Origin of the sequence: Actinopolyspora mortivallis DSM 44261 (assembly GCF_000384035.1) — a bacterium.
Taxonomy (GTDB): domain Bacteria; phylum Actinomycetota; class Actinomycetes; order Mycobacteriales; family Pseudonocardiaceae; genus Actinopolyspora; species Actinopolyspora mortivallis.
In genome coordinates this window covers 3,855,947-3,872,801 of sequence record NZ_KB913024.1, presented here as the reverse complement: position 1 = coordinate 3,872,801, position 16,855 = coordinate 3,855,947, and the positions used below count along the sequence as shown (strand labels likewise).

General features: G+C 69.5%; 13 protein-coding genes and 1 tRNA gene. 5 read left to right on the top strand and 9 right to left on the bottom strand.

The window, feature by feature from the left end; all coding sequences use genetic code 11:
* Position 1 precedes the first annotated feature (1 nt).
* Genes ACTMO_RS0118160 through ACTMO_RS0118140 form a run of 5 tightly spaced genes read right to left on the bottom strand, consistent with a single transcriptional unit; the run spans position 2 to position 6,350 of the window.
* On the bottom strand, positions 2 to 1,465 hold the full coding sequence (locus ACTMO_RS0118160; protein ID WP_026449375.1) for a peptidoglycan D,D-transpeptidase FtsI family protein: 1,464 nt from the start codon (positions 1,463 to 1,465) through the stop codon (positions 2 to 4).
* Positions 1,462 to 2,922: an FtsW/RodA/SpoVE family cell cycle protein gene (locus ACTMO_RS0118155; RefSeq protein WP_019856104.1), complete on the bottom strand. Its 1,461-nt coding sequence runs from the start codon at positions 2,920 to 2,922 to the stop codon at positions 1,462 to 1,464. The genes ACTMO_RS0118160 and ACTMO_RS0118155 overlap by 4 nt, the downstream gene beginning before the upstream one ends.
* Positions 2,922 to 4,409, bottom strand: a complete 1,488-nt coding sequence (locus ACTMO_RS0118150) for a PP2C family protein-serine/threonine phosphatase (RefSeq protein ID WP_019856103.1) — start codon at positions 4,407 to 4,409, stop codon at positions 2,922 to 2,924. The genes ACTMO_RS0118155 and ACTMO_RS0118150 overlap by 1 nt, the downstream gene beginning before the upstream one ends.
* On the bottom strand, positions 4,406 to 4,879 hold the full coding sequence (locus ACTMO_RS0118145; protein ID WP_019856102.1) for an FHA domain-containing protein FhaB/FipA: 474 nt from the start codon (positions 4,877 to 4,879) through the stop codon (positions 4,406 to 4,408). The genes ACTMO_RS0118150 and ACTMO_RS0118145 overlap by 4 nt, the downstream gene beginning before the upstream one ends.
* Before the next feature lie 55 nt (positions 4,880 to 4,934).
* Positions 4,935 to 6,350 carry an FHA domain-containing protein gene (locus ACTMO_RS0118140; RefSeq protein WP_019856101.1) on the bottom strand — a complete coding sequence of 472 codons (1,416 nt, stop codon included), beginning with the start codon at positions 6,348 to 6,350 and terminating at the stop codon, positions 4,935 to 4,937.
* Positions 6,351 to 6,609: 259 nt separating this feature from the next.
* Between ACTMO_RS0118140 and ACTMO_RS0118135 the strand changes: the two genes are divergently transcribed.
* Positions 6,610 to 6,696: transfer RNA gene (locus tag ACTMO_RS0118135), tRNA-Leu, on the top strand.
* Between the two features lie 235 nt (positions 6,697 to 6,931).
* Here ACTMO_RS0118135 and ACTMO_RS0118130 read toward each other — a convergent pair.
* A complete protein-coding gene (locus tag ACTMO_RS0118130; protein ID WP_019856100.1) occupies positions 6,932 to 7,954 on the bottom strand; it encodes a hemolysin family protein in 1,023 nt (340 codons plus the stop codon).
* On the bottom strand, positions 7,954 to 9,387 hold the full coding sequence (locus ACTMO_RS0118125) for a hemolysin family protein (protein ID WP_019856099.1): 1,434 nt from the start codon (positions 9,385 to 9,387) through the stop codon (positions 7,954 to 7,956). Before ACTMO_RS0118125 ends, ACTMO_RS0118130 begins: the two co-directional genes overlap by 1 nt.
* A 233-nt stretch (positions 9,388 to 9,620) precedes the next feature.
* On the opposite strand from ACTMO_RS0118125, the gene ACTMO_RS21460 reads away from it, so the two are divergent.
* From ACTMO_RS21460 to ACTMO_RS0118110, 3 genes are all read left to right on the top strand, one after another.
* Positions 9,621 to 10,811: a CynX/NimT family MFS transporter gene (locus ACTMO_RS21460; RefSeq protein WP_051099370.1), complete on the top strand. Its 1,191-nt coding sequence runs from the start codon at positions 9,621 to 9,623 to the stop codon at positions 10,809 to 10,811.
* A gap of 149 nt (positions 10,812 to 10,960) precedes the next feature.
* Positions 10,961 to 11,722, top strand: coding sequence for an IclR family transcriptional regulator (locus ACTMO_RS0118115; RefSeq protein ID WP_019856097.1), 762 nt, complete (start codon positions 10,961 to 10,963; stop codon positions 11,720 to 11,722).
* A 326-nt stretch (positions 11,723 to 12,048) separates the two neighbouring features.
* Positions 12,049 to 12,690 carry a hypothetical protein gene (locus ACTMO_RS0118110; protein ID WP_019856096.1) on the top strand — a complete coding sequence of 214 codons (642 nt, stop codon included), beginning with the start codon at positions 12,049 to 12,051 and terminating at the stop codon, positions 12,688 to 12,690.
* Between the two features lie 177 nt (positions 12,691 to 12,867).
* Here ACTMO_RS0118110 and ACTMO_RS0118105 read toward each other — a convergent pair whose 3' ends face one another.
* Entirely contained in the window at positions 12,868 to 14,196 is a 1,329-nt protein-coding gene (locus ACTMO_RS0118105) for a D-arabinono-1,4-lactone oxidase (RefSeq protein WP_019856095.1), read from the bottom strand.
* Positions 14,197 to 14,413: 217 nt separating this feature from the next.
* On the opposite strand from ACTMO_RS0118105, the gene ACTMO_RS0118100 reads away from it, so the two are divergent.
* Positions 14,414 to 15,682: an alanine racemase gene (locus tag ACTMO_RS0118100; RefSeq protein ID WP_245556238.1), complete on the top strand. Its 1,269-nt coding sequence runs from the start codon at positions 14,414 to 14,416 to the stop codon at positions 15,680 to 15,682.
* Here the strand turns inward: ACTMO_RS0118100 and ACTMO_RS0118095 are convergent.
* Positions 15,652 to 16,299 (bottom strand): TetR/AcrR family transcriptional regulator, encoded by a 648-nt coding sequence (locus ACTMO_RS0118095; RefSeq protein ID WP_026449374.1) that lies wholly within the window; start codon positions 16,297 to 16,299, stop codon positions 15,652 to 15,654. The genes ACTMO_RS0118100 and ACTMO_RS0118095 overlap by 31 nt on opposite strands.
* Positions 16,300 to 16,855 lie beyond the last annotated feature (556 nt).

Here is a 16,855-nt window from a genome sequence, read left to right as displayed (position 1 = left end):
GTCAGCCACCCCCCTGCAGTCCGGCGCGGATCACGGCGCGCGCCACGGGGGCGGCGATCTTGCTTCCGGTGGCGTTGGCTCCGACGTTGCCGCCGTCCTCGACCACGGCGGCGACCGCGATCTTCGGATTCTCGGCGGGGGCGAAGGCGACGTACCAGCCGTGGGGGTCCTTGCCCTCACCGTGCTGGGCCGTTCCGGTCTTGGAGGCGATCTGCACGCCGGTGATCTTTCCCTCGTCCCCGGCGTACTGCTCGGCCTTGACCATCATGTCGCGGATGGTGTGGGAGATGTCCTCGGGAACCGCCTGGCCCATCCGTTCCGGTTCGGTGCGTTCGAGCACCGACATGTCCGGGGCGAGGGTCTTGCTCACCAGGTGCGGTTTCATCAGTTCCCCGTCGTTGGCGATCGCCGCGGCCACCATGGCGTTCTGCATCGGGGTCATGCGGACGTCACGTTGTCCGATCCCGGTCTGGTACAGGGGGGCGGGGCCCTCGATCTCCCCGAGAGAGGAGGGGGCGACGCTCATGGGGATGTTGATCTTCTGACCGAATCCGAACTCGCGTGCGGTCTCGCGGAGCTTCTCCTCCCCCACGTCCCCGGCTATCTCGGCGAAGGCGGTGTTGCAGGAGCGGGCCATCGCCTCCCACAGCGGCGCGGTGGGCATGGAACCGCAGGTGCTGTTGCCGTAGTTGGGCAGGGTGGCGTCGCTGTTCGGGAGCTCGATCGAGGACGCGGCCGTCACCGGGGTGTCGTAGTCGTAGTCACCGGTCTCCAGCGCGGCGGCCGCGGTGATCAGCTTGAAGGTGGACCCCGGCGGGTACAGCGTCGAGGTCGCCCGGTTGATCATGGGATCGTGGGGGGCGTCGCTGAGTTCCTCCCAGGCCTGCTGCTGTTTCTCCGAGGAGAGGGTGGCCAGTCGGTTCGGATCGTAGGAGGGTGAGCTGGCCATGGCCAGTATCTCCCCGTTGCTGGGGTTCAGCGCCACCACCGAGCCGCGCACCCCGTCGTCGGCGAGCTGCTGGTAGGCGGTGCGCTGCATCCGCGGGTCCAGGGTCAGCTCGACGTTGCCGCCCTGCTTGTCCCTGCCGGTCAGCATGCCCCGCAGCCGGTTGAGGGCCAGCGAGTCGGCGTTGCCGTTGAGGACCTCCCGCTCGGCGTTCTCGACCCCACTGGAGCCGTAGATGAACGAGTAGTAGCCGGTGGCCGGGGCGTAGACCGGCCCGTCGGAGTAGACCCGTTTGTACTTGAACTGCTTGTCACCGGTGGGTTCGGAACCGGCGATCAGCTTGCCGTCGGCGATCAGCTGCCCCCGCGGGGTGGAGTACTCCGCGTACAGGGTCCTCTTGTTGCCGGGCTGGGAGCGGAGCTCATCGGCGCGGATGACCTGCACGTAGGTGGCGTTGGCCAGCAACAGCACGATCATCGCCATCATGGCCGTCGCAACCCGACGCAGTGGCTTGTTCATCGTGGACGCTCCACCAACTCGGTGTGTGCTTCGGCGATCGGGGGTTGTTGGGGCCGGGGCTTACTCGGTTGCTGGGGTCGTCTGGTCGAGTCCGAGATCCGCATGAGTAACGCCACCAACATGTAGTTGCCGACCAGGGAGGAGCCCCCGGCGGCCAGGAACGGTGTGGTCAGCCCGGTCAGCGGGATCAGCCCGGTGACGCCTCCGGCGACCACGAAGACCTGTAGGGCCACCGCGAAGGACACCCCGCCGGCCAGCAGCTTGCCGAAGGAGTCCCGGGCGGCGAGTGCCACCCGCAGTCCCCGGGTCGTCACCAGCATGTAGACCAGTAGCAGTACCGCCAGCCCGAGCAGTCCCAGCTCCTCGGCCGCGGTGATGAGGATGAAGTCGCTCTCCGCGTACGGGACGATGGACGGGTACCCCCCGCCGAGGCCGGAACCACCGATGCCGCCGGTGGCCATCCCGAACAGCGCCTTACGGAGCTGGTAGCCGGACTCGCTGGTCAACGGGTTCAGCCAGACGTCGACCCGTTGCTGGAGATGGTTGAACAGGGGGTAGGCGAGCGCGCAGCCGAAGGCGAACAGCGACAGCCCGATCATGATCCACACCGCGCGTTCGGTGGCGATGTAGATCATCACCAGCACGATCCCGAAGAACAGCAGCGAGGTCCCCAGGTCGCGTTCCAGCACCACGATCCCGATGGAGGCGGCCCAGGCGACCAGCACCGGTGCCAGGTCGCGGGCGCGGGGGAAGTCGATGCCGAGGAAGCGTCTGCCCGCCGTGGTGAACAGTTCCCGTTTGGAGACCAGGAAGGCTGCGAAGAAGACCAGCAGCAGGATCTTGGCGAACTCGGCGGGCTGGAAGGACAGCGGGCCGAGGCGGATCCACAGCTTCGCCCCGTTGATCGAGGGGGCGATGACGCTCGGCAGCACGGCGGGCAGCGCCAGCGCCACCAGCCCGGTCAGTCCGCAGGTGTAGGCGTACTTGGCCAGGGACCGGTGGTCGGAGATGAAAGCCAGCAGCAGTACGAAGAGCACCAGCCCGAGGGCGGTGTAGATCACCTGGGAGGGGGCCGCTGCGTTGAAGGTCCTTCCGGTGCGGGCGGCTTCGGCCGCGTTGCCGAGGTCGACCCGGTGGATCAGAACCAGCCCGATGCCGTTGAGGAAGGCGACCAGGGGCAGCAGCAGCGGGTCGGAGTAGGGGGCCCAGCGGCGCACGGCCAGGTGTGCCAGGCCGAACAGCGCGAGGAAGGCCAGCCCGTAGTAGAGGATCTGGGTGGTGGGCTGGGAGTTCTGGTTGATGCTGACCAGGGTCAGTGCGGAGGTGACGATCACGGCGGCGAAGGCGAGCATGACCAGTTCGACGCCGCGCCGGGTGGGTTGGGACGGGGCCGAGCTCTCCTGGGATCCCGTGCCCGGCGGGCGCGGCTTTCCCGGGTCGGTCGCTGTGCTGGCCATCAGCTCACCGTCCGGCAGTTGACACCCGGGTTCGGCTCCTCGGATCGCAGCGGGGTTCCCTCGGGCTGGGTCTCCTCCGGCGTGTTCCGGGCGGAACTCCCCTCGGGAGGACGGTTCTCGTCCTGTTGGGGGGGCGCTGAGGTCGCGGAGTCACCGGAGGCCTGCTCGTTTCCGGAGTCGTTGTCCGCGCCGTTCCGTTCGGAGCCGTTTCCGTCCTCGCGTCGCTCGTCCTTCTTGTTCTCGGTGGACTCGCACGGGGGCAGCAGGGCGGTCAGGCGCAGCCGGTGCACCGTCTGGCGGGCGTCCTCCAGGCTGTTGAGCTGGGTGATCCCGTCGGTCACGTTGGAGCGCTGCGCCTCCTTCAGGTCCTTGACGCCGATGGGCTCGCACCCTTCGGCGGCGCTGGGAGGGCAGGATCCCTCCAGGCGTCGGTTGAGGCTGACTCCGAGCACGCTTCCCTGCACGCCCTGGAAGATGGCCACGTGCCGGGACTGGTCCACTCCCACGTAGAACTGGCTGAACACCCACCACCGGCCCGCGAACACCAGACCCGCGAACAGTGCCAGCACGCCACAGGCGACCACCATGCCCCGTAACCATCGCCTGCGTCGTGGAGGGTCCGGGGGTGGACTCGTGACCTCGTCCCGTTGCGGTTCCCGCGGGGGGCGGGTGGCAGCGGAGGCCCGGGCCGCCGCCGAGTCGGGCTGTGGTTGGGTCGGCTGCTCGCCGAAGCCGGCGGCACCGGCCACGATCGGGGCGTCGTCGCCGAACTCCACGTCGACCACGTCGGCCACGATCACGGTGACGTTGTCCGGCCCCCCGCCCCTCAGGGCGAGTTCGATCAGCCTGTCCGCGGACTGTTGCGGGTCGTCGATCCGCAGTGCCTCGGAAATGGTCTCTTCGCTGACCACACTGGACAGACCGTCGGAGCAGAGCAGGTAGCGATCCCCGGCGCGGGCCTCGCGGACGGCGAGGCTGGGTTCGACCTCGTGTCCGGTGAGGGCGCGCAGCAGCAACGAGCGCTGCGGGTGGCTGGCGGCCTCCTCCTCGGTGATCCTGCCCTCGTCGATCAGCGACTGCACGAAGGTGTCGTCGTGGGTGATCTGGGTGAGCTCGCCGTTCCTGACCTGGTAGGCCCGGGAGTCACCGATGTGGATCAGTCCGAGTTTGCTGCCCGCGAACAGTATCGCGGTGAGGGTCGTGCCCATCCCGTCGAGATCCGGATCGCTGGCGACCAGCTCCGAGATCGCGTTGTTGCCGGACAGCATGGCACCGTGCAGATGACCGAGCAGGTCGTCGCCCGGCTCGTCGTCGTCCAGTGGGGCGAGCGCGGCGATGACGACCTTGCTGGCCACCTCACCTGCCGCGTGCCCACCCATGCCGTCCGCGATGGCGAGGAGTCGTGGGCCGGCGTAGACCGAGTCCTGGTTGTTGGAACGAACCAGACCACGGTCACTGCGGGCCGCGTAGTGGAGAACGAGGGTCATGAGCGCAGCTCGATCACGGTCTTGCCGATGCGGATGGGAGTTCCGACCGGAACCTTGGTCGGCCCCGAGACCTTAGCCCGATCGAGGTATGTGCCGTTGGTGGAGCCAAGGTCTTCCACATACCAGTCCTGGCCCTGCATCGACAGCCTCGCGTGCCGCGTCGAGGCGTAGTCGTCGTCCAGGACGAGCGTGGAGTCGTCGGCGCGACCGATCATGATGGGGCGACCTTCCAGTGTGATACGGGTTCCCGCCAACGCACCCTCGGTGACCACCAGCTGGCGTGGTGACTTCGACTTCGGTGCGGTGCGGGGCTGTTTGCCGGAGGCCTTCTTCTCGGAGCCCGGTACGGGCACCTTCAGTCCGGAGGCCGACCGCAGGTCGGAACGCACCACGCGCAGTGCTGCCAGTACGAACAACCAGAGCAGGGCGAGAAACCCTACTCTGGTCAGCTGAATCACCAGCTCGGACACTTGTCGGGGACGCTCCTACCTCGTCGGTCGGCCTCTCGCGGTCGTGTGAAGCGGGTCACCCGTGCGCCCGGAACACCAGCGACGAGTGGCCGATGCGGATGACGTCGCCATCCGCCAGTTGCCAGGTCTGCACCGGGGTGCCGTTGACCGTGGTTCCGTTGGTGGAACCGAGGTCGGCCAGCATGGCGGCCTGCCCGTCCCAGTGGATCTCGATGTGCCTGCGCGAGACACCGGTGTCGGGCAACCGGAACTGTCCGTCCTGGCCGCGCCCGATCACGTTGCTGCCGTGCTGCAGGGTGTACGAGCGGTTCGAGCCGTCGTCGAGTTGCAGGGTGGCGGTCAGCTGTCGGGGGGCGGCGTCGGGGTAGCCGCCGGGGCCGGGAGGCGGGGGTGCGGGTTGTCCGTAGGCCGGTGGCGGCGGCGGGGGTGCGGGCTGTCCGTAGGCCTGGTCGGGGAAGCCGCCGGACTGTGGGTACGCACCGCCGGGCTGGGGCTGGCCGTAGCCGGGCGGCTGGGCGTAGGCCTGCTCGTACCCCGGGGGCTGGCCGTATCCGGGGGGCTGTTGTCCGTAGGCCTGGTCGGGGAAGCCGCCGGACTGTGGGTACGCACCGCCGGGTTGGCCGTAGCCCTGGTCGTAGCCGGGCTGTCCGTAGGCCGGTGGCGGCGGCGGGGGTGCGGGCTGTCCGTAGCCCTGGTCGTAGCCGGGTTGCCCGTAGGCGGGCGGTTGCCCGTATCCGGGGGGTTGCTGTCCGTAGGCCTGGTCGGGGAAGCCGCCGGACTGTGGGTACGCACCGCCGGGTTGGCCGTAGCCCTGGTCGTAGCCGGGCTGTCCGTAGGCCGGTGGCGGTGGCGGGGGTGCGGGCTGTCCGTAGCCCTGGTCGGGGAAGCCACCGGACTGTGGGTACGCACCACCGGGCTGGCCGTAGCCCTGGTCGTAGCCGGGCTGACCGTAGGGGAAGTTCGGGTCCTGCCCGTATTGGGCCTGGTCGTAGCCGTACTGCCCCTGCTGGCCGTACGGATCCCCCTGGGGATATTGGCCTGGTGGCTGACTCATGGGTCGGTCTCCTGCGGTACGAGGTGTTGCCGGCCGTCGGCTTACGTCGGGGTCGACGGACGAACTGATTCGAAACTGTCCCGTGTGCAGCGTCTCAGAGCGCTCCAGGGAGACTACGACGTCACCATACGTGTCCCACCGTTGTTCGGTGAGATGCTCCTGAACGCAGTCGGCGAGAAGGTCGGTGACCCGACTCTCGTCCTCCACGAGTCGTTCGTGATCGGTGGGACTCAACTGCACCACGTAGTGGTTGCAGGCGAGCAGCCTGCCGCCCGCGAGTTCACGGACCTGTAGCTCAGCCTCCCGCTGGAGGGACTGGGCGACCTCCTGAGGGACCACCTTGCCGCCGAACACGCGCGCGAAGCTATTGCCGACGATGCCTTCGAGCCTGCGCTCGAAGCGCTGCACGAGGCCCACGGCAATCCCTCCACACTCTCGACTCCTGCGGCCCATCGTATCTGGGGCGACGAGCCGTTACAGCCACTACGTCGGTTCCGGGGTGGCCCCTGTGCGGTTCCACCCGAACGTGCCGTGCTAACCTGGGAACGTCGATCACGACACGTGGTCCCGGACCGATTGTACGGGCTCGTCGCTCCGGCGATTGTCCCTTCAGTCGGAACACCCCCCGGTTTCGGGGGTGGGATCGGGATGGTGTAGAGTCGTCGACAACAGCCACGGGCGGGTGGCGGAATAGGTAGACGCGCACGGTTCAGGTCCGTGTGTCCGAAAGGACATGGGGGTTCAAATCCCCCCTCGCCCACCAGGGACCGCCGACACGGTCGGTGTTGGTCCGCAGGACGTAACCGGGGAGAGTTCCACCGTCGGTGGGGCTCTCCCCGGTTTCTCGTGTGTGGTGGGATGTCTCACCTGTCCCTCCCCAGTGGAGGGTGTTGTCGCTGGATCGGCTCGCGGTCACAGTAGAAACTTCGCTCTCGGGGTTTCGGCCGCTGCGGAACCCTCCAAGCCCGCCTTCCGCCCGCTCGGCTCCCGAGGCGGGCCTACGCCCCACCGGTTTCCCGGGCCGTGCGCGGAGGGAAGAGCCCCTTCAACATGTCCGAGATGGTCACCACTCCGACCGTTCGCCCGCCCGTGCGCACGAGGGCCAACTGGGTACTGGTCCGTCGCATCCGGGACAGGGCGTCGAGCACGGTGGTGTTCGACTCCAGTGCGGAGCAGTCCCGGACGAGGCCGTCGAGGGGCCGACCTGCGGCGAGGGTGAGGGTGTCGCGGACGTGCACCAGCCCGGTGGGCGCTTCGGGCGGCCCCACGAGAACCCGCAGGTGCCCGGACTCGCGGCTGGCGGTCCACACGTCGGCGACGGTGGCCGTGCGGGGCACGGCCACGATCGGCTCCTCGCTGGTGAGGTCCCCGACGCGCAGTCGGGTCAGTTCGAGCGCACCCGCCAGTTGGTCGGAGGACCAGGCGTCGAGGTCGCCGCTCTCGGCGGAGTGCCGCACGAGTTGGCGCAGCTCGTCGGGACCCTGTTCGATGGAGACCTCCTCGACCGGTCGCACCCCGAGCGCCTCGACGAGTCCGTTCGCGGCACGGTTGAGCAGCGTCAGCACGGGACGGAACAGCCACATGAAGCCGCGCATGGGCACGGCGAGCAGCACGGCAGAGCGCTCGGGGTGGGTGATCGCCCACGACTTGGGTGCCATCTCCCCCACCACCAGATGCAGGAAGGTCACCAGCAGCAGCGCGAGCACGAACGCCATCGTGCCGCTGAGCCAGTGGGGCAGGCCGAAGGCGGCGAACACGGGTTCCACCGCGTGTTCCACGGCCGGTTCGGTGATCGCGCCCAGCGCCAGGGTGCAGGCGGTGATGCCGAGCTGGCAGCCCGCGAGCAGCACCGAGAGTTCCGAGGCGTTGCGCAGGGCCGCTCGACCCGCGCGGCTGGTGGTCGCCCGCTCCTCCAGGCGGGTTCGCCGCGCGCCGATGGTGGCGAACTCGATCGAGACGAACAGCGCACTGGCCGTGATGATCGCGACGGTGGTCAGCGTGGCCGTCCAGGGGCCGTACATCAGGACTCCTCGTGACCGGAGCCGGGGCTCGACCGGTCGTCGGACTCGGAGGGGTCCGTCTCCGAGCCGTGTTCGTGCAGTTCCAGGACCAGTTCCGCGGGGACGTGGTGCTCGACCTCGAGGACGGTGGCCCGCAGCGTCCGGGTCGGAGGGTGCCGCTCGTGGGCCAGCTCGGTCGGGTCGTTCGGAAGCCGGACCTCGACCACCGTGTTCTCTTCGGGAAGCGCCCCGTGGTGGGCGATGACGAGACCGGAGACGGTCTCGTAGTCCCCCCGGGGAAGGGGGTGGGCGAGTTCGCGCTCGACCTCGTCGAGGGGGGCGTCACCCCGCACCCGCCACTGCCCGCCGTCTCCGGTGGAGACCAGGTGGGGGCGTTCGTCGACGTCGTGTTCGTCGGTGAGCTCACCGACCAGCTCCTCGGCGAGGTCCTCGACCGTGAGGATCCCGGCGAAGCCGCCGTACTCGTCGACCACGCAGGCCAACCTGTCGCGGGACTCCAGCATCGTCGTGACCGCGTCGGGCAGCGACATCAGGGTGGGGAGGATGGTGGCGGGGCGGACGATCCCGGTGACGGGGCGCCGGTCGGCTCCCGTGTCCTCCCCGGCCATCGCCTCCAGCACGTCGACGAGGTGCACGACCCCCACGATCTCGTCCTCGCCGTCGAGCACCGGATAACGGGAGTGCCCCCGGCTCATGGTCCGGCGCACCTCGTCGAGCGTGGTGTCGTCGCCGAGCACGTCCACCTGGGAACGTGGTACCAGGGCGTGCTCGACGTCCCGTTCGGGGAAGTCCAGCACTCGGTCCAGCAGCAGGGAGAGTTCGCCGGGCAGTTCTCCCGCCTGTCGGGAGGCGGTCACGATCCGTTGCAGGTCCCTGGGGTTGGCCGCGTGTTCGACGTCGTGCACCGGTGTGATCCGCAACAGCCGCAGCAACCCGGTCGAGGCACGGTCGAAGAACCAGATCAGCCAACCCGCCAGGCGCATGTAGAGCACCGTGGACGCCGACAGCCACCGCGCGAGTCGGTAGGGCTGGGCGATGGCGAGGTTCTTGGGGAACAGTTCCCCGAACAGCATCTGCACGAAGGTGGACACCACCAGCACCCCCACGGTGCCGATCGCGATGCCCACGCCCGAGGGCACGCCCGCGCCGCCGAGGAGTTCTCCCACGGCGCTGCCGACCAGGGGTTCGGCGACGTAACCGACCAGCAGGCCCGTCACGGTGATTCCCAGCTGGGCGCCGGAGAGCATGAACGACGTCCGACGGGTCACCCGCAGCATCCGGTCCGCGATCCGGTCACCCTGTTCGGCCTGGGCCTCCAACCTGGCCCGGTCGACGGTCATGAACGCGAATTCCTGGGCGACGAAGTACCCGTTGGCCGCGATGATCACCGCGATCAACAGCAGGCCGCCGAGCAGGGACAGAGTGATCACCACGGGACCATTGTGCCGAATGCCCGGTTCGGGGTGGCCGAACCGAGGCTCGGCGAGGTGGAGGAGCGTGGTTTGCGCACCTGCCGTTCCGAGCGTGGTTTTCGTGACGTTTCCGTGGCGCCTCGTCCCCCACTCGTCGCAACAGGTGGGATGAGTGGGTGTTTCCGTTCCCCGTGTCCGCGTTTCGTGATGGGGTGGACAGTCGGGACTGGTGTCACCCGACGGGGGAGGCCGTGGTGCGTTCGGTGTGGTTGTTGGTGGCCGTGGCGGTGCTGGCGCTGAACCTGCGTCCGCCCTTCACCGCCGCCGGGGCGCTGTTGCCGGACATCGCCGCCGATCTGGAGCTCTCCCCGGCGACGGCCGGTGTGCTCCCGACGCTTCCGGTGGTGTGCCTGGGGGTTTTCGCTCCGGGGGCCGCCGTGATCCGTCGACGTCTGGGGGACGAGGGCGTGATCGCCGTGTGCGTCCCCCTGCTGGTGGTGGGCAGCCTGCTCCGGGCCGGTCCGGGGGTGGTCACGTTGTTCGGCGGGACCGTGGTGGTCGGTGCCGCCGTGGGGATCGCCAACGTGACCCTTCCCGCCCTGATCAAGCGGGAGCACTCGGAACGGGTGACCCTGGTCACCTCGATGTACACGGTGTTCCTCACCCTGGGCAGCAGTGCCGCGGCCGCGTTCGCCGTGCCGCTGATGCGGGCCGCGGGTCACAGCTGGCGGGTGCCGCTGTTGGTGCTGGCGGGTCTGGCGGTGCTGGCCGCGCTGGTCTGGCTGCCGCTGGTGCTCGGCGCCGGACGGCACCGTCCGGACGAGTCCACCGGCGGATTCACCGAGGTGCTGCGCAGTCCGTTGGCGTGGCAGGTGACCGCCTTCATGGGGTTGCAGTCGCTGCTGGCCTACGTGGTCTTCGGATGGTTGCCGACCGTGGTGCGGGACAGGGGGATGTCGGCCACCGAGGCGGGGCTGGTGCTGTCGGTGTCCACACTGGTCCAGGCGGTGGGGGCCATGTCCCTGCCGTTGCTCGTGGGGCGTGCGCGGGGGCAGCGTGTTCCGGCCGTGGGACTGTTCGCGGTCTCGGCACTCGGGCTGCTCGGGGTGTTTTTGGCCCCGCTTTCCTGGATGTGGGTCTGCTCGGTGGTGCTCGGTTTCGGCATGGGGGCGCTGTTCGGACTCGCGTTGAGCGTGCTCGGCCTGCGGGCGGCCGACTCCGCCGTGGCCTCCCGGCTGTCGGCCCTGGCCCAGACCGTCGGGTACCTGCTGGCCGCGGTCGGTCCCCTGCTGATGGGGGTGCTGCACGAGCTCTCCGGTGGATGGTCGGTGCCGCTGGTCATGCTGATGGTGGTCTGTCTGGCCGGTTCGGTCGCGGCGCTGGGGGCGGGCAGACCGGCGCAGGTGGGGGCCGGGGCCCGTCCGGAGGCGGCCGGGAGAGGTTGAGTGTCCACAGTGACATGAACACGGCCTTCCGCCGGCCGGTCCCGAACGACGGTTCGTGTCCGGCCCGATCCCGGAAGAGCGGGGATCCCGTTGCCCGTCGGCGGTATCTTGCCCGGCACAGGCTTGCTCCGGGAGGAGAGGTTCGGCCGATGGCGGGTAACAGCAGAGAACCCGGGCGCACCGTGACCGGGCGCGCGTTCAGTGTGCTGAGCGCGTTCGACGCCGAGTCTCCGCGACTGTCGCTCACGGAGATCTCCCAGCGTGCCGGGATCCCGCTGGCCACCGCCCACCGGCTGGTCGGTGAACTGGAGAGCTGGGGAGCGCTCCAGCGGGAGCACGACGGCAGGTACGCCATCGGGCTGCGGCTGTGGGAGATCGGGCTGCTGGCCCCGGTGCACACCGGACTGCGCGGCACCGCCCTACCGCACATGCAGCAGCTCCACGAACGTACCGGGGCCAATGTGCAGCTGGCCGTACGGCAGGACCTGGAAGCCGTCTACGTGGAGAAGCTCAGCGGGCACCGTTCGATACCGATCGTCTCCCGCAGCGGTGGGCGTCTCCCGCTGCACACCACGGGCGTGGGCAAGGTGCTGCTGGCACACGCGCCGCGTGCCGTGGTGCAGGAGTACTGCGCGCGCGGCTTGGCGCGGCACACCCCTTACACGATCGCCGAGCCGGGCAGGCTCGTGCGGGAACTGGCGCGGGTACGGCAGCGTGGTTTCGCCCGTACGGCCGAGGAGATGACCGTCGGCAGCTGTTCGGTGGCCGTGCCGGTGTGGGAGGGGGAGGGTGTCGTCGCGGCACTGGGTCTGGTGGTGCAGAGCGCACGGGCCGAGGTGACCAAACTGGCCAGGATCCTGACTCCGGCCGCCGAGGCGATCGGCAGGCAGCTGGAGGGGGAGAACCGTTAGCGGACGCCGGAGGGGAGCCTCTCTCCGGGTGGGCAGGCCTGGTGGGTTCCCCGGTGGGAGTCCTCGGGACACTCAACCGCCGCTTCACCCGAATGGCGGTCAAGCCCGACCGAAGGGGCCGGACCGCTCGCCGACCGGCCACCGACGTTTGACCTCCGTCGGTCGCAGCGACCTCGAAGGAAGCGCGAACAAACCGTTCGTAGCTGTTCTAGTCGTATGCACGTGCAGAGTTCGCCGAACGTCGCTCGGCGCGCCGGATCCATCGCATCCGCGGCGTCGCCCGGTTCGGCTCCGTATTTCGCGCAAAGCACCTTGGAGGCGGGAAAGTGACCGCGACACCGGGACACATCGCAAGAGACGGCCGTGGCAACGGACAGGTCGACCTGTGCCAGACGGGAGCCCACGGGCTGCCCTTCTCGGTGGATCGGCTGGCTGAGCTGGCCGTCGACGCACTGGGGTGGACGGGAAGCGTGCTTCCCGCGATGCGCCTGCTCGGGCGTCGGATCGTGCCGGTGGCCGAGCTGGTCCCGGACGCCCACGCCGAGCGGGTGTGTCTGGGCAGCGAACCCGTGCTGGACCGGACGGAGATCGCCACCTGGGTGTGGCCGGAGATGGCAGACCGGGTCCCGCCCGCGGCGGCCCGGGTCTCCGGGGTGCTGGCACCGGCACGGCACTGGAGGAGCGCGCTGACCGCCGCCGTGCCGTTCGCGCGGTTCACCAGCGCGGCACTGGTCGTGCCGCGTCGGGTGAGCGACCGCGACGGTTTCGTCTCGTCCTGCCTGATGCGGGCCCGGCAGTTCGGAGTGGCCGTGCTCAGCGTCGACGAGGACGGGATCCGTACGGAGCTGGAGGGGAGGAGCTTCGAGGACTCCGCGTCCACGCGGCAGACCGCGGTGTCCCGCTGGGTGAACGAGGTGGTCTACGACCAGTTGCTCGCCACGGAGGCACCGGCACCCTCCTGGGGGTGATCCGCGTCCGGCGGCCTCCGCTGTGTCGCCGCGACCTCGGCTCGACCACCGGTTGTCCCCTGTGACTCCCCGGTGCTTCCGGCACCGGGGCGGGCTCTCGGTGGGGCGTGCGACTTCGCTGTGACGTCGTGAACGCGGAAGCCGATGCCGGACACGGCCACGATGGTGTCCACCGGTCTATCCGCCGAGCACGCGTTCCAGGTGGGGGTTTCCGAAGACCCGTTCCGGGTCGAGCCGGTCCCTGATCCGCAGGAAGTCGGAGAAGCGCGGATACCGTTCACCGAGTTCGGGGGCGGACAGGCTGTGCATCTTCCCCCAGTGCGGCCTTCCTCCGGCGGCGCGGGCGATCCGCTCGAAGGTGTCGAACCACTCCCGGTAGGGCATCCCGGTGAACTGGTGCACCGCGACGTAGGCGGTGTCCCGGCCGTAGGCGGTGGACAGCCACACGTCGTCGCCGGTGGCCACGCGCACCTCCACGGGGAACATCACCGGGTGGCGCAGCCGCCCCGCCTTCCGGCGGAGTTCGGCCAGCACGTCGGGTAGCAGTTCGCGGGGCAGGGCGTACTCGGTCTCGACGAAGCGCACCCGTCTGCCGGTGACGAACACCCGGTGCGAGGTGTCGCTGTAGGACCGTCCGGACCAGAACGAGGCGCACAGTCCGGTCAGTTCCGGAACCAGGCGGGGGAACCGGCGTCCGATCCGGCACACCGTCCCGAACAGGCCGTTCTCCAGCACGCTGTACTCGAACCAGCAGCGCACGGGGTGCAGCGGTCGGGTGGGTTCGGACTCGGGCAGTCTGTTGTTGCGTTTGACCAGCGCACGTGTGGTGTGCGGGAACCAGTAGAACTCGAAGTGGTCGTTGTTCGCGGCGTTCTCGTCGAAGTTCCGCAGCACCTCGTCCAGCGGTTCGGGGGTCTCCTCGGCGCCCAGCGCGAACGCGGGTACGCAGCGCAGGGTCACTGTGCTGAGCACGCCCAGCGCGCCGAGGCCGACGCGGGCGGCGTCGAACACCTCCGGGTTTTGTTCGGGGGAGCAGTGTAGCCAGGAGCCGTCGGCGAGCACGAGGTCCAGCGCGCGTACCGCCGTGGCCAGTCCGCCCAGCCCCGCCCCCGTTCCGTGGGTGCCCGTGGACACGGCGCCGGCCACGGTCTGCCGGTCGATGTCGCCGAGGTTGGGCAGGGCGAGTCCCAGCTCGTCCAGTGCGCTGTTGAGCCGGTGCAGTGGGGTGCCGCCGCGCACGGTGACGAGCAGGTTGGTGCGGTCCACATCGGTGATGCCGGACCATTCCGTGAGGTCCAGGGCCACGGCGGAGCTCCTGCCACCGGGGGCGGTGGGGGCCGCGATGTCGCTGAACGAGTGGCCGGTGCCGAGGGGTTTCACGCTGTGTCCGGCCTGGCGTGCCCACGTCACGGCGTGGGAGATGTCCGCGCCGGTGCGCGGGCGTGTCGTGTGGTGTCCGGTGGCGGTGGCCGTGGCCGCCCAGTTGGACCACCTGTCGAGTGTCATGGCCAGAACCGTCCTTCGTGTTCGCCCGTCGGGGCCGCTTTTCGTCGACGGACCTGTCCCGGGCGCTCGGCGCGGGGCCCCGAGCGTCGTGGCAGCCCTCCGGGGGATCCGAGCACACGAGGAGATCCGTGGCGCAACCGTGTCGCGGCGTTCCGTTTGGCGAAAAATTAAGTGAATATCTCTCGCATAACAAGGGGTGGGGACTTACCGTGAGGACGTGTACCCGTCCACAGCGTCTCCCGTGGCCACCTCGGCGGCCCGCCTCGACGCGGCCACCGCGGGGCTGGAGCCGCCCTTCGGGGTGGTGGACCTGGCCGCCTTCGACGACAACGCCGCCCGCCTGGCCGAGCGGGCCCGGGGCGTCCCGATACGCGTGGCGACGAAGTCCCTGCGCTGTCCGGAACTGATCCACAGGGTCACGCGCCGTCCCGAGTTCACCGGGCTGATGTGCTACAGCCTGCCGGAGGCACTGTGGCTGTACCGCCGTGGGCTGAGCGAGGACCTGTTGGTGGCCTATCCGACCGTGGACCGGCGGGCGCTGGCCGAACTGGCCGACGACCCGGGCGCCGCCGCCGCGGTGACCCTCACCGTCGACTCCGTCGAGCACCTGGAGCTGATCGAGGAGGCCACCCCGCGCTGTCGACGCCTGAGGGTGTGCCTGGAGGTCGACGCGGGATGGCGTCCCCTGGCGAAGGTGTGGCCGCGGGCGCTCTCCGACAGCTGGAGCGACGGCGGGCCGCGCGTCGGCCCGCTGCGTTCACCGGTGCACTCGCCCCGCCGCGCGCGGGAACTGGCCCGGGAGATCACACGACGGAGGGGGCTGCGCCTGGTCGGGTTGTTGCTCTACGAGGGGCAGATCGCCGGGCTCGGCGACCGTCCGGCCGGTCAGCCGCTGCGCGCGGCTGCCGTGCGCTGGATACGACGCCGTTCGGCGGAGGAACTCGCCCACAGGCGGGCCGCCGTGGTCGAGGCGGTCACCGAGGTGGGACCCCTGGAGTTCGTCAACGGCGGGGGAACCGGCAGCCTGGAGACTACCGTGCGGGAGCGGGCGGTCACCGAAGTCGCCGCCGGTTCGGGCTTGGTGGGCCCCACCCTGTTCGACTTCTACCGCGAGTTCCGCCCGCTTCCCGCGGTGCTGTTCGCGCTGCCGGTGGTCCGTCGTCCCGGCAGACGCAGCGCGACGGTGTTCGCCGGAGGGTACCTCGCCTCGGGAACACCGGGCAGGGACCGCCTGCCGACCCCCCATCTTCCCGCGGGACTGCGGCTGACCGGAGCCGAGGGGGCCGGTGAGGTGCAGACCCCGTTGGTCGGCGGTGCCGCCTCCGCGCTCCGTGTCGGCGATCGGGTGTGGTTCCGACACGCCAAAGCGGGGGAACCGGCCGAGAGGTTCGACGAGTATCACCTGATCGAGTCGTACGGACCGGGCCGGGATCGGGCGGTCGCCGCGGTGCCGACTTACCGCGGAGAGGGTAGGTCCTTCGGCTGACCCTCCGAGATACGACTGGACAGGTAACCACGAACCAACTCCCGTGCCTCGTTGACCAGCGTGGGATCGCCCATCGGGGCACGGCGGAAGGCGAGGTGCAGCACCGCGTCGGCGGCCTCCACCGCCACCGACAGCGGCAGCTCCAGTTCCGAGGGGCTCATCCCGAAGTGCTCCGAGATGAGGTTCGTGAGTTTCTCCGCGATCACCGCGTTGTTGTCCTTGTCCTCGTGCAGCAGCCGCAGGTCCACCACGTCGCCGAAGTGCAGCTTGCTGAAGGCCGGAGTCTCCCGGTGCATTCCCAGGTAGACGTCGAAGACCGTGTCCACGGCGTCCCACCAGTGCGCGAGTTCGGTGCGGTCGAGTCGTTCGTAGACGGCCTGCACGAACTTCTCCAGATTGCGTAGCGTCAGCTCCTGGACCACCGCGCGTTTGTCCGGGAAGAACTGGTACAACGAGCCGACGGCGACACCGGCCCGTTCGGCGATCAGTGTCGTGGTCAGACCGTCGTAGCCCACCTCGTCGATGAGCTGGGCACAGGCCTCCAACATGCGTTCCACGCGTTGGGCGCTGCGCTGCTGTACTGGCTTGCGGCGCAACGGGGCTGCTTCGGTGGGCAAGATGTCTCCTTGGTCTTGTCCGAACTCCGGAATCCTTACGAACCTGGTCCGAGACGCGCCGCCGGGACCGCCCGGCAAACGCCACGTCTTGCCCAGTCTCGCGCTCTTGCGGCGATCATGCTTGGTGAGCGGCCCTTCAGAGTGTCAGTCAATAGGGTGAGCAGGGGACGGTTCTCCCCGGAACGGCGGTATTTTCGGTCGTCGAAGGCGGTGAATTCCCGTGTCTGTTCCTCCATCGGAGCCTGTGGAGAGTTTCCCGCGATTATGCATTCCGGAGCGGTTCCACAGCAGAAGCTCCACGACATCCGAGCTCGCCGTCGGGACCGACCGACACCCCGGCGGTGCCCGGCCGGGCCGCGCACGCTCTCCGTCGGCGCGCTCTCGTAATTCCGGGGTGACTCGTGGTGTCCTCTGGCCGTGGACGTCGTCACCCGAGTTTCCCGGCCCGTCCCCCCACGGACCGGCGTGTGTCCGTGCGGCCGGTGCGGCGGCGACGTAGGCATCGGAAACAGTGCCCGCGCGGGCGGTTCGTGCACGTGCTTCCTCGCCCGGTGGT

What these genes read in the sequence shown, in the direction of transcription:
- ACTMO_RS0118115 (WP_019856097.1), top strand. Translation starts at nt 10,961, where the DNA reads ATGGCGGGTAACAGCAGAGAACCCGGGCGCACCGTGACCGGGCGCGCG.
- ACTMO_RS0118160 (WP_026449375.1), bottom strand. Translation starts at nt 1,465, where the DNA reads ATGAACAAGCCACTGCGTCGGGTTGCGACGGCCATGATGGCGATGATC.
- ACTMO_RS0118150 (WP_019856103.1), bottom strand. Translation starts at nt 4,409, where the DNA reads ATGACCCTCGTTCTCCACTACGCGGCCCGCAGTGACCGTGGTCTGGTT.
- ACTMO_RS0118130 (WP_019856100.1), bottom strand. Translation starts at nt 7,954, where the DNA reads ATGTACGGCCCCTGGACGGCCACGCTGACCACCGTCGCGATCATCACG.
- ACTMO_RS0118105 (WP_019856095.1), bottom strand. Translation starts at nt 14,196, where the DNA reads ATGACACTCGACAGGTGGTCCAACTGGGCGGCCACGGCCACCGCCACC.
- ACTMO_RS0118155 (WP_019856104.1), bottom strand. Translation starts at nt 2,922, where the DNA reads ATGGCCAGCACAGCGACCGACCCGGGAAAGCCGCGCCCGCCGGGCACG.